The organism is Lelliottia jeotgali (assembly GCF_977070485.1).
The window spans coordinates 250,162-262,097 of sequence record NZ_CDRVFO010000005.1; the positions used below are offsets into that span (position 1 = coordinate 250,162).

Here is an 11,936-nt window from a genome sequence, read left to right on the forward strand (position 1 = left end):
CTGAGAATCATTATAATTTGTAAGATCCCACGCTGATATCACATGACCCTGTCCGAGCCTGTCAGGACGTACCCCAGGTGCCGTCGTGGAACATTACTATCGCGAATTGGTGAGCTTCCTTTCCGCGCGCCTGGGCAGCCGCCAGGCCGCTGAAGATGTGGCTCACGATGCCTATCTGCGGGTGCTCGAACGCACCGGTACGCAGCAGATCGAGCACCCGCGCGCGTTCCTTTACCGCACGGCGCTGAACCTTGTGATCGACCGTCATCGGCGGCACCTGCTGCGCCAGTCCGAGCCGCTGGAGGTGCTGGACCTGGACGAGCGCTGGCACAGCCCGGCCCCCACCCAGAACATGCAACTGGATCAGCGCCTGGCGCTGATGCAGAAGGCACTCGATGAATTGAGCCAGCCCTGTCGTGACAGCTTCCTGTTGCGCAAGCTCGAAGGCCTGTCGCATCAGCAGATCGCCGAGCACCTGGGCATCTCGCGCAGCTTGGTGGAAAAGCACATCGTCAACGCCATGAAGCACTGCCGCGTGCGCATGCGCCAGTGGGAATCCTGAAAAACCGGTGGTGTGTCGGTGAAAATTCTGTGTGCTGGCAACTTGATTTCTAACTGTTTCAAGACAACTATCTAGATTGACCCCGCCAGGCGCCGACCTGGTGGTTGCCTGTCACTGGCGCAGTTTGGTCAGGGAGCGTGTCCCTATTCACCTGACTGCCCAGGTCCGACAATGACCAACAAGACCCTGCGCATCCTGATCGCCGATGAGCACCCGTCCCAGCGCTTGCAGCTGGAGAGGCTGCTCAATGGCCTGGGCTATTACCGGATTGCCCCGGTGGACTCCTTCGACGAGCTGCAGCGCCTGGTGCACTGCGCGCTGCAGCCGTTCAACCTGCTGGTGGGCAATATCGAACTGGCCAGCCATGCAGGTGTCGACCTGGCGCGCTTTTGCCGGGTGAGCACGCAGATTCAGCATGCGTTGCTGTATCACTCGCGGCATCTGAGGGTCCCGAGTGTGCCGCAGACCGAGCGCCAGGCGGTCAATGTGAGCCTGCCGCAGGTGCCGGACAACGAGGCCCTTGAGTCCTTCATGGCGCTCATCGATGCGCCAGTTGTGGTCGGCAAGCTGGCCTTGCCGTCCGAGCTTTCCAGCAGTGGGCCGCCGGCCTACCCGCGCAGGAACTTCGCTCACACTGTCTTCAGCCGCTAGCTGCAGCGGGCAAGGCAGCGGGTATTTGTTATCCTCTTGCCCTTTGCCGATCTGCGGACCTGTGCCATGACTGCCATCGATACCGCTCGCCTGCCACGGTTCAGCCGTGGCGACCACCGGACCCTGGGCCTGGCGGCGCTGGGCGGCGCGCTGGAAATCTACGATTTCATCATCTTCGTGTTCTTCGCCCTGACGCTCAGTCAGCTGTTCTTCCCGCCCGAAATGCCGGAGTGGCTGCGCCTGCTGCAAAGCTTCGGGATTTTCGTCACCGGCTACCTGGCGCGGCCGTTGGGCGGCATCGTCATGGCGCACTTCGCCGATCACCTGGGCCGCAAACGGGTATTCAGCCTGAGCATCCTGATGATGGCTCTGCCGTGCCTGCTGATCGGGGTGATGCCGACCTACGCCGACATTGGTTACGCGGCCCCGCTGATCTTGCTGGCATTGCGCATTCTGCAGGGCGCTGCGGTCGGTGGCGAGGTGCCGAGCGCCTGGACATTCGTTGCCGAACACGCACCGCAAGGGCGGCGGGGTTACGCCCTGGGCTTCCTGCAGGCCGGTTTGACCTTTGGCTACTTGTTGGGGGCACTGACCGCGACACTGTTGGCTCAGGTGTTCACCGCCCAGGAAATTCTCGATTACGCCTGGCGTTACCCGTTCTTGCTCGGCGGGGTATTTGGTGTTGTCGGCGTGTGGTTACGCCGTTGGCTGAGTGAAACACCGGTGTTTTTGGCCTTGCGCGAGCGCAAGGAGCAGCCGGTGAAGTTCCCGCTGCGACGGGTGCTGGGCGAACATCGTGGGGCGTTGATCCCGGCTGCGCTGCTGACCTGCGTGCTGACCTCGGCGGTGGTGGTGCTGGTGGTGATCACGCCGACGGTGATGCAGCAGCGCTTCGGCATGACGGCCGCGTACACCTTCGCCCTGAGCAGCGTAGGCATCGTCTTTCTCAATATTGGTTGTGTGCTCGCCGGGCTGCTGGTCGATCGCCTGGGCGCCTGGCGGGCGCTGATGATCTACAGCGTGCTGCTGCCGCTGGGTATCGGTGCCTTGTATGCGAGCCTGGTGGGGCAGTGGGGCATGACGTGGCTGGCTTACGCGTTGGCCGGGCTGTGCTGTGGTGTGGTGGGGGTGGTGCCGTCGGTCATGGTCGGGCTGTTCCCGGCGCAGATCCGGGTGTCGGGTATTTCCTTTACCTACAACGTGGCTTATGCCTTGTGGGCTAGTACCACGCCGCTGGCGTTGATAGCGTTGATGCCGTGGAGCCCGTGGGTCTGTGTGGGCTTTTGTCTGATCATGGGCGCGGTGGGGCTGCTCACGGCCCTGTACTTTGGGCGTCGGGAGCCTTTGGCGGTCGCGGCGGAGCCAATGCCGATCATGTGCGGTGACAAATGAACGGGTAACGCCTGGCGGGCAGTGAGGCAGACTTCCGGGTGGGGGCTATTGGAATAACCTATTAGCCAAACTTAACCTGGAAGGTTAATTTCTCATGGAAAAGAGAACGCCTCATTGTTCGCTGGAGCGGATCAGGGCCTTGGTCAGCGCTGGGCGCATCAGCCCGACAACCGCCTCTTTGCGGGGCGCCCAGGCACTGGGGATGGATTACCCGGACATGCTCGAGATAATCAACGGTCTGGAGCGCAGAGACTTTCAAAAAAGCATGACATGTCACGGTGATTACCGCGTATGGCAGGACGTTTATCGCCCCCTTACGGGCAAGGGATACGTGTACCTGAAACTGTCTGTGGTGGATGACGTGCTCATCGTGTCTTTCAAGGAGTTGTAATCATGAAGTGTCCAGTTTGTGGGGGGGCGGAGCTTGCACCTGATACCCGGGACATGCCCTATCGATACAAAGGTGAAGCGACCGTTATCCCAAATGTCAGTGGCGGATACTGTACAGCCTGTGGGGAGGCGGTTCTCAGCCATGATGAAGCGATGCGCATCAGTACTTTGATGTCCGCATTCAATCGCCAAGTCAATGCCGCGGCAGTGGACCCCGACTTCATTGTCGCTGTGCGCAAGAAATTCGACCTCGACCAGCGTGAAGCCGGCGAAATCTTTGGCGGTGGGGTCAATGCGTTCTCTCGCTACGAAAATGGGAAAACCAGGCCGCCGGTTGCTCTGGTCAAACTGTTCAAGCTGCTCGACCGTCATCCGGAGCTGTTCGAGGAAGTCCGTACGGCCTGAGCGGCCCTGAACGAGAAAGCCCCCGGGCCGTGAGGCCAGGGGGCTTTTTCTTGCTGCAAGGGCCGGGCTACATGTTCGGGTAGTTCGGCCCGCCAGCGCCTTCAGGGGTAACCCAGGTGATGTTCTGGGCCGGGTCCTTGATGTCGCAGGTCTTGCAGTGCACGCAGTTCTGCGCGTTGATCTGGAAAAGCTTGCTGCCGTCTTCCTGGCTGACCACTTCGTACACGCCTGCCGGGCAGTAACGCTGAGCTGGCTCGTCGTACAGCGGCAGGTTGCTGGCGATCGGGATGCTCGGGTCGGTCAGCTTCAGGTGGCAGGGTTGTTCCTCTTCGTGGTTGGTGCTGGAGAGGAACACCGAGCTGAGCTTGTCGAAGCTGAGCTTGCCGTCTGGTTTTGGGTAGTCGATCTTTTTCGAGTCGGCCGCAAGCTTGAGGCAGGCGTAGTCCGGCTTGGTGTCGTGCAGGGTGAAAGGCAGCTTGCCACCGAACCAGTTCTGGTCGATGTAGTTGAACGCACCACCGAGGATCGGGCCGAACTTGTGCAGCGCCGGGCCGAAGTTGCGGCTGGCGAACAGCTCTTCATGCAGCCAGCTGGCTTTGAAGGCGTCGACATAGGTAGTGAGCGCATCGCCGCCTTCGCTACCAGCGATCAGCGCATCGGCCACCGCTTCGGCTGCGAGCATGCCGGACTTCATGGCGGTGTGGCTGCCTTTGATCTTGGCGAAGTTCAGTGTGCCCAGGTCGCAACCGATCAGGGCGCCACCGTTGAACACCATCTTGGGCAGCGAGTTCAGGCCGCCCTTGCAGATGGCGCGGGCGCCGTAACTGATGCGTTTGCCTCCTTCGAGGTACTGCTTCATCACTGGGTGATGCTTGAGGCGCTGGAATTCGTCGAAAGGCGACAGGTAAGCATTGCTGTAGGACAGGTCGACGATCAGGCCGACCACCACCTGGTTGTTTTCCAGGTGATAAAGGAACGAGCCGCCGGTGTTTTCAGCGCTCATCACGTCCAGCGGCCAGCCGGCGGTGTGTACCACCAGGCCTTGTTCGTGCTTGGCCGGGTCGATTTCCCAGATTTCTTTCAGGCCGATGCCGTAGTGCTGGACGTCGGACTCGCTGTCGAGGTTGAAGCGCTTGATCAGTTGCTTGCCGATATGGCCGCGGCAACCTTCGGCGAACAGGGTGTACTTGGCGCGCAGTTCCATGCCCGGGGTGTACAGGCCGTCCTTCGGGTTACCCTCGCGGTCGACACCGAGGTCACCGGTGACGATGCCTCGGACCACGCCGTTTTCATCGAACAGCGCTTCCTGGGCGGCGAAGCCCGGGTAGATTTCCACGCCCAGGTTCTCGGCCTGCTGGGCCAGCCAGCGGCACAGGTTGCCCAGCGAAATGATGTAGTTGCCTTGGTTGTGCATGGTCTTGGGCACGAACAGGTCAGGGACCTTGGTCGAGTTGCCGGCGTCCTTGAGCACGTAGATGTCGTCGCGCTTGACCTCGGTGTTGAGCGGCGCGCCGAGTGCTTTCCAGTCGGGGAACAGCTCGTTCAGGGCGCGGGGCTCAAACACTGCGCCGGAGAGGATGTGGGCGCCGACTTCAGAGCCTTTCTCGACCACGCAGACGCTGATCTCGCTACCGGCTTCGGCGGCCTTCTGCTTCAGGCGGCAGGCGGCTGACAGGCCTGCCGGGCCAGCGCCGACGATGACCACGTCGAATTCCATGTATTCGCGTTCCACTGGTTCTCTCCTACTCATCAAGGCTCGTGCTGTTGCTTTGTCTTATGGGTGTGGCGTGATCATGCGCGCCGCGCTTCACGGGAGCGGAGCTGTAGCGGCACAGAGGATGGACTACACCGTTTTGTCTTGGCCGCGCATTATATCTACACCACTTGGCGGGTCCAATACAAACGTTTGTTTGAATTTGCCGCAGGCCAGTAAAATCAAAGGAGCGCGGCTGGAGGGTGACCGATTTGCCGTATTGACCGGATTGGGTGTTGCGGTCAAGATACGAGCGGTTTTACGTTCGCCGTAGGCTTATCGCCGGGCGCAGGTACACCTCTAAAGACCAGGTGTGGGGTAAGGCTTTCGGGCCAGAACACGGTTTGTAGTGGAGTTTACACGCCACCACAGGAAATGACCCGCGAGTATTTGCCGCAAGAGTCTCAACAGGACTGATCGGTCACCGTGAAGATTGCACCTCGCGCATCGTTTTCAGAGGTGCCCTTGTACCCACGCGCATCGCAGGGCTTAGCCCCAGGCGACTATCTATTCACCGGAGAGTAACGAGGAATCCATGAAGGTTCTTGTAGCTGTCAAACGAGTGGTCGACTACAACGTCAAGGTTCGCGTCAAAGCGGACAACTCCGGCGTCGACCTTGCAAACGTCAAGATGTCCATGAACCCCTTCTGCGAAATCGCCGTGGAAGAAGCCGTGCGCCTGAAAGAGAAGGGCGTGGCAAGCGAGATCGTCGTGGTCTCCGTCGGCCCGACCACTGCCCAGGAGCAGCTGCGTACTGCCCTGGCCCTGGGTGCCGATCGTGCCATCCTGGTCGAAGCTGCTGACGAACTGAACTCCCTGGCCGTGGCCAAGGCGCTCAAAGCAGTAGTCGATAAAGAACAGCCGCAGCTGGTGATCCTTGGCAAGCAGGCCATCGACAGCGACAACAACCAGACTGGCCAGATGCTCGCGGCGCTGACTGGCTACGCCCAAGGCACCTTCGCCTCCAAGGTTGAAGTGGCTGGCGACAAGCTGAACGTCACCCGTGAAATCGACGGCGGCCTGCAGACCGTAGCGCTGAACCTGCCAGCGATCGTCACCACCGACCTGCGCCTGAACGAGCCGCGCTATGCGTCGCTGCCGAACATCATGAAGGCCAAGAAGAAGCCGCTGGAGACCTTGACTCCAGACGCGCTGGGCGTATCGCTCGCCTCCACCAACAAGACCTTGAAAGTCGAAGCGCCAGCTGCTCGCAGCGCGGGTATCAAGGTCAAGTCGGTGGCCGAACTGGTCGAGAAGCTGAAGAACGAAGCGAAGGTAATCTAAATGACTATCCTGGTTGTCGCTGAATACGAGAACGGTGCCGTAGCCCCGTCCACCCTGAACACTGTCGCCGCAGCCGCCAAGATCGGTGGTGATGTGCACGTGCTGGTCGCTGGCCAGAACGTCGGTGGCGTTGCCGAATCCGCTGCCAAGATCGCTGGCGTTGGCAAGGTACTGGTTGCCGACAACGCAGCCTACGCCCACGTCTTGCCAGAAAACGTCGCGCCGCTGATCGTCGAGCTGGCCAAGGGTTACAGCCACGTGCTGGCCCCGGCCACCACCAACGGCAAGAACATCCTGCCGCGCGTTGCCGCGCTGCTGGACGTCGACCAGATCTCCGAGATCATTTCGGTTGAATCCGCCGACACCTTCAAGCGCCCGATCTATGCCGGTAACGCCATTGCCACCGTGCAATCGAGCGCTGCTGTGAAGGTGATCACCGTGCGTACCACCGGCTTCGATGCTGTGGCTGCCGAAGGTGGCTCCGCTGCTGTTGAAGCTGTGGGCGCCGCGCACGATGCCGGTATCTCCGCCTTTGTTGGCGAAGAACTGGCCAAATCCGACCGTCCAGAGCTGACCGCTGCCAAGATCGTCGTTTCCGGCGGCCGCGGCATGGGCAACGGTGACAACTTCAAGCACCTGTACAGCCTGGCCGACAAGCTCGGCGCTGCCGTGGGTGCCTCGCGCGCTGCGGTCGACGCAGGCTTCGTGCCCAACGACATGCAGGTTGGTCAGACCGGCAAGATCGTTGCCCCGCAGCTGTACATTGCCGTCGGTATCTCTGGCGCGATTCAGCACCTGGCCGGCATGAAGGACTCCAAGGTGATCGTTGCGATCAACAAGGACGAAGAAGCGCCGATCTTCCAGGTGGCCGACTACGGCCTGGTCGCTGACCTGTTCGAAGCGGTTCCAGAGCTGGAAAAGCTGGTCTGATCCGCCTGCTTCACTTATAAAGAAGCCCGGCCCTTGTAACGAGGGCCGGGTTTTTTTATGCGGGCAAGGAGTGAAGGATGGCGTTTCGTGAAGCAGGCAAGGTGCTGGTGTGCACGATGGCGATGCTTTCACCTCTGGCGATGGCGGCTGGCAAGTGTGAGCTTCTGGTGGCGACTGGCAGCCCGGATGCTCCACCTTACTCCTGGCAGGACCCGAAAGACCCGAAGCACCTTATCGGCGCCAACGTCGATCTGTTGCGCCAGGTGGCCAGGGAGTTGGGTCTGAAAGTGGAAGTCCTCAATGCCGGCAGGCGCGATCAGGCGCTGGGAGAGGTGCGCAGTGGACGCATGGATCTGTTGCTCGACACCCCCCTGCAGGTGGAGCAGTTGACCGCCCTGGACTACATCCACCCGCCCTTGCAGCTCAATGAATACCTGGTCTGGACGCGGCATGATGCTGACGTGGAATTCAACGGCCCCGCGGATCTGGCCAGATACCAGGGTAGCCTGTCGGAGCGCGCCCGCCTGACCCCGGCTTTCAGTGCATTCGCCAAGGCGCAGTTGAAGCTGGTACCGGCGCAGAACCTGACCCAGGCATTCCAGAAGCTGGTGCTGGGCCAGGTCGACTACGTGCTGGCTGGGCGTTACTCGGGCATGGCCATAACCCAAAGCCTGGGTATGAACAATGACCTGATCGCCCGCGGCCTGCCGGTCGACCGGCCAGGGCTGTACTTGGCTGTGTCGCACAACTCGGCTTGCAATGACACCTGGTTGCGTGGGCAACTGGCAAAAAAGCTGACAGAATTGCCGATCTCTGGTGCGTCTGAAGCCGTGCTGCAACGTAATGTCGAGCGCTGGAAAGCGCAGATGGACGTGCAGGCGGACGCCCCCAAACAGTAGGAAGAGTGCGTGAGAACCCAATCACTGATCCTTGCCGTGGCCATGCTCGGCCTGGCCGGCTGCGCCAACGACCCGGCGCCCAATGAACAGATGCGTATTTCCGAGCAGGCGCTGGAACAGGCCAAGGCGGTCGGTGCCACCGACCAGGTCGAGGCGCTCAAGCTTGCCGAAGACAAGCTCGCCCGAGCCAAGAGCGACATGCTGACCGAGGACTACCGCAACGCCCGCATGCGTGCCGAGCAGGCCGAGCTCGATGCCCGCCTGGCCGAGGCGCGCGTACTGAACCAGAAGAGTGAGGAGCAGCTTGACGTATTGCAGTCGCGGGTCAAGCGCTTGCGCAAGCAACTGGAGATGCAGCCATGAAGTGCTTCAAACCAATGGCGGCGTTGACATTGCTGGCGCTGGCTGGCGGGCTGCAGGGATGCGCCAGTCAGCGCAGTGCAGCGGCGCTGGACGATGCTTCCGTGGCCTTCCAGAAGGTCAAGGATGATTCCGCTGTACTGCGTAGCGCACCGCGTGATGTGATCCGCGCCGGTGAGTCGCTGGCCCGCGCCGAGCGCTTGTCCAGCTACATCGGCACCGGCAGCGACGTGCGCCACTATGCGTATCTGAGCCAACGTTACAGCGAAATCGCCGGTGAGCACGCGAAGTTGGCGCTGAGCCAGGAGCGTCTGGCCAAGCTCGACCTTGAGCGCCAGCGCCTGCAACTGGCCCTGCGCGAGGCCAAGCTGGCCAGCGTGCAGCAGCAGGGTGAATGGGTTGAAGCGCAGATTGCGGCGCTGGCCTCGCAGCAGGCCGATCGCGGGCTGGTAATGACCCTGGGCGATGTTCTGTTCGACACAGGTCGTGCGGACCTCAAGAATTCTGCTAGTCGCACGGTGCTCAAGCTGGTCCAGTTCCTTCAGCTCAACCCGCGTCGGGTGGTGCGGATCGAGGGCTATGCCGACAACACTGGCGCGCCGGAAGATAACCTCAAGCTGTCCCGCGACCGGGCGCAGGCAGTGGCCGACATGCTGGTCGACCTGGGTGTCGACGAAAAGCGTCTGCAGGTTGAAGGGTATGGCGATCAGTACCCGATCGAGGCCAATGCCTCGGAGCGGGGCAGGGCGCAGAACCGCCGGGTGGAGATCGTCTTCTCTGATGACAAGGGCAGGCTTGCTCCGGCACGCTGACCGCTGGCGCCTCTTCGCGGCTTGCGAAGGGGCGCGCTGGTTAACCCTTTCGATAGCGGCCACGCCAATGTAATGTCGACTATTGTGCAATCTGTCCCAGTACACTTTGCAACTGTTACGGTATCCTCTACCGTAAGTGAGTCGTACAAGAACAATGAGCCGTCCGCGCGTCGAGATATCGCCATGACCAACCTGCTGCTGTATCAGCGTATCGCCCAGCAACTGGCCGATGACATCCGCCGTGGTGTCTATCAGCCAGGCGAGCGCGTGCCGTCCGTGCGCAAGATGAGCGCCCAGCTCAACGTCAGCCATGCCACGGTACTGCAGGCCTATGCCAATCTCGAAGACCAGGGGCTGATCCGCGCCCGGCCGCAGTCTGGCTACTACGTGCACCAGACCCCGGCTTTGACTGCGCAGACACCGGATATTGCCAGGGTCGAGCGCCCCGGCCTGGTCACCCGCGCGAGCATCATCCAGCAGGTACTGACCGAGGCCCGTCGTGATGGCGTGTTTGCGTTCGGTGCCGCCGTTCCCCATGTCGACTACTTGCCGGTGCGTGCCTTGCATCAGCAGATTGCCAAGGTCACCCGTTTTCACAGCCCACGTGCGTTCAGCTATATGTTCAGCCCGGGCTTCGAGCCGTTGCGTCGGCAGATCGCTATCCGCATGCGTGATGCGGGCGTGCTGGTCGATCCCAGTGAAGTGATCGTTACCCATGGCTGTGTCGATGCCCTGCAAATGTCACTGCGCGTGCTGACCCGCCCGGGGGATCTGATTGCTGCGGAGTCGCCCACCTATTACGGCCTGCTGCAGTTGGCTGATTTGCTCGGGCTGAAGGTGATCGAGATCCCCAGCGACCCGTCCACCGGCATCAGTCTGGAAGCGCTGCAACTTGCGGCCAATCAATGGTCGATCAAGGCGCTGGTGCTGACCACGCGTCTGAGCAACCCACTGGGCGGCACTATTCCCGAAGAGCGGCAGAAGCAGTTGTTGCGCCTGGCTTCGGACTTCGACATCCAGATCGTCGAAGACGACATCTATGGCGAGTTGATGTTCGAGCAGGGCAAGACCAAAGCGCTCAAGGCATTCGACCGGCTGGACCGTGTGATCTACTGCTCGAGCTTTTCCAAGACGTTGTCACCCGGCGTACGCGTTGGCTGGATGGTGGCGGGGCGATACCAGGACGAAATCCAGCGGCTGCAGACCTTCACCACCCACTCGGCCTGCAGTGTCACGCAGATGGGGGTGGCGGCTTACCTGGAGAACGGCGGCTATGATCGCCACCTGCGGTATATCCGTCAGGAGTACCGCAAGAACCTCAGTGCCTACCAGTTGGCTGTGCAACAGCACTTTCCCGAGGGTACGCAGATGACCCGGCCCACGGGCGGCTTCATTCTGTGGGTCAGCCTGCCGGGGCGGGTCAATACTCAAGAGCTTCACGTGCGTGCGCTTGAGCAGGGGATCAGTATCGCCCCTGGGCTTATCTTCAGTAATACCGAGCAGTTCAACCACTGCATCCGTCTCAACTGTGGGATTCCATGGAACAAGGAAGCCGAACGGGCGGTTATGACGCTGGGTATGCTGGCCCAGCAATTGTGCAGGGAGTCTGCAACTGCGCTTTTGTAACGCTTGCCAGGCGCAGGCGGAACAGAGAGCATACGCACTCTTGAAGCTTGCCTATCGATGTCCATGAAACTGTTGCGTCGTATTGCCCTGGTTTTTTGCCTCACGCCAGTGTGTTTGACCTCTGGTGTGGCCCACGCTGCGCAGCCTGCCAAAGCGGACAACGCCAAGGCGTCGCCTGCGCACAAGCCCGCAAGCAAGGCGGCAACCCAGCAATTGCCCGCGGCGCACCTGGATCTGAGCCTGCCTGCCGAGATGGTCAACCAGCTTGAGCCCAGCGTCGGCAGTTCAGTCACGCGCCGCAAGCCCTTGCTGCCGGCCATGTTTACGGACAAACCGCATGCCGGTGACAGCCCGTTCCAGCTCAATGGCCGCTTGATCAGTAACGAGATGCAGCTGCAGTTGCGCAATGACAGCCGGCGTGATGTGGAAGGGGCGGCGATCGAGTTTGAGTTCCGCCAATAGCCTGGGCGAACTGACTGCCGGGTCACTGCAGATTTCATCGGGCCAGCAATTTCAAACGTATGTTTGAGCGGTTAGTATCCGGGGACGTTCGTCCCGTTTTGTTTCAGGGGGTCCTGATTTCATGAAATGCCGTGAGGGTTGCGGTGCCTGCTGCATCGCCCCGTCCATCACTTCCGCAATGCCACGCATGCCGGACGGCAAGCCGGCTGGCATGCGCTGCCTGCACCTGACCGCCGACAACCTCTGCGACCTGTTCGGCAAGCCCGAGCGGCCGGCGGTCTGTGGTGGGTTCAAGGCGGATATCGAGGTGTGCGGCAATGATCGCGACGAGGCAATCAGGATTCTCGGTTGGTGGGAGCAGATGACGGCGGCGTGACAAGGCTGGATCTTCGACAACAAGGATAAAGAT

At 61.1% G+C, this 11,936-nt stretch carries 14 protein-coding genes; 13 read left to right on the forward strand and 1 reads right to left on the reverse strand.

Going from position 1 to position 11,936, the window contains the following annotated elements; translation table 11 throughout:
• Positions 1-85 precede the first annotated feature (85 nt).
• From ACW4TB_RS09880 to ACW4TB_RS09900, 5 genes are all read left to right on the forward strand, one after another.
• On the forward strand, positions 86-562 hold the full coding sequence (locus ACW4TB_RS09880; RefSeq protein ID WP_012315366.1) for a sigma-70 family RNA polymerase sigma factor: 477 nt from the start codon (positions 86-88) through the stop codon (positions 560-562).
• A gap of 171 nt (positions 563-733) precedes the next feature.
• Positions 734-1,213: a response regulator gene (locus tag ACW4TB_RS09885; protein ID WP_012315365.1), complete on the forward strand. Its 480-nt coding sequence runs from the start codon at positions 734-736 to the stop codon at positions 1,211-1,213.
• A gap of 66 nt (positions 1,214-1,279) precedes the next feature.
• Complete coding sequence (locus ACW4TB_RS09890; RefSeq protein WP_279932632.1) at positions 1,280-2,605, forward strand: MFS transporter; 1,326 nt, start codon at positions 1,280-1,282, stop codon at positions 2,603-2,605.
• A 94-nt stretch (positions 2,606-2,699) separates the two neighbouring features.
• Complete coding sequence (locus tag ACW4TB_RS09895; protein ID WP_254466165.1) at positions 2,700-2,996, forward strand: type II toxin-antitoxin system MqsR family toxin; 297 nt, start codon at positions 2,700-2,702, stop codon at positions 2,994-2,996.
• Positions 2,996-3,400: a type II toxin-antitoxin system MqsA family antitoxin gene (locus ACW4TB_RS09900; RefSeq protein ID WP_455842965.1), complete on the forward strand. Its 405-nt coding sequence runs from the start codon at positions 2,996-2,998 to the stop codon at positions 3,398-3,400. The genes ACW4TB_RS09895 and ACW4TB_RS09900 overlap by 1 nt, the downstream gene beginning before the upstream one ends.
• Before the next feature lie 67 nt (positions 3,401-3,467).
• Here ACW4TB_RS09900 and ACW4TB_RS09905 read toward each other — a convergent pair whose 3' ends face one another.
• A complete protein-coding gene (locus tag ACW4TB_RS09905; RefSeq protein WP_279932635.1) occupies positions 3,468-5,150 on the reverse strand; it encodes an electron transfer flavoprotein-ubiquinone oxidoreductase in 1,683 nt (560 codons plus the stop codon).
• A gap of 538 nt (positions 5,151-5,688) precedes the next feature.
• Between ACW4TB_RS09905 and ACW4TB_RS09910 the strand changes: the two genes are divergently transcribed.
• The 8 genes from ACW4TB_RS09910 (at position 5,689) to ACW4TB_RS09945 (ending at position 11,903) form a co-directional block, all read left to right on the forward strand.
• Positions 5,689-6,438 (forward strand): electron transfer flavoprotein subunit beta/FixA family protein, encoded by a 750-nt coding sequence (locus ACW4TB_RS09910; RefSeq protein WP_012315360.1) that lies wholly within the window; start codon positions 5,689-5,691, stop codon positions 6,436-6,438.
• Positions 6,439-7,368 (forward strand): electron transfer flavoprotein subunit alpha/FixB family protein, encoded by a 930-nt coding sequence (locus ACW4TB_RS09915; RefSeq protein WP_012315359.1) that lies wholly within the window; start codon positions 6,439-6,441, stop codon positions 7,366-7,368.
• 77 nt (positions 7,369-7,445) lie between these two features.
• Positions 7,446-8,267 (forward strand): substrate-binding periplasmic protein, encoded by an 822-nt coding sequence (locus ACW4TB_RS09920; RefSeq protein ID WP_279932638.1) that lies wholly within the window; start codon positions 7,446-7,448, stop codon positions 8,265-8,267.
• Between the two features lie 9 nt (positions 8,268-8,276).
• On the forward strand, positions 8,277-8,630 hold the full coding sequence (locus ACW4TB_RS09925) for a DUF4398 domain-containing protein (RefSeq protein WP_012315357.1): 354 nt from the start codon (positions 8,277-8,279) through the stop codon (positions 8,628-8,630).
• The gene (locus tag ACW4TB_RS09930; protein ID WP_279932641.1) at positions 8,627-9,439 is read left to right on the forward strand and encodes an OmpA family protein; all 813 of its coding nucleotides are present in this window, start codon (positions 8,627-8,629) and stop codon (positions 9,437-9,439) included. Before ACW4TB_RS09925 ends, ACW4TB_RS09930 begins: the two co-directional genes overlap by 4 nt.
• Positions 9,440-9,622: 183 nt before the next feature.
• Entirely contained in the window at positions 9,623-11,065 is a 1,443-nt protein-coding gene (locus ACW4TB_RS09935; RefSeq protein ID WP_012315355.1) for an aminotransferase-like domain-containing protein, read from the forward strand.
• Positions 11,066-11,128: 63 nt separating this feature from the next.
• On the forward strand, positions 11,129-11,527 hold the full coding sequence (locus ACW4TB_RS09940; RefSeq protein ID WP_039601786.1) for a hypothetical protein: 399 nt from the start codon (positions 11,129-11,131) through the stop codon (positions 11,525-11,527).
• Positions 11,528-11,648: 121 nt separating this feature from the next.
• Positions 11,649-11,903: a YkgJ family cysteine cluster protein gene (locus ACW4TB_RS09945; protein ID WP_012315353.1), complete on the forward strand. Its 255-nt coding sequence runs from the start codon at positions 11,649-11,651 to the stop codon at positions 11,901-11,903.
• Positions 11,904-11,936 lie beyond the last annotated feature (33 nt).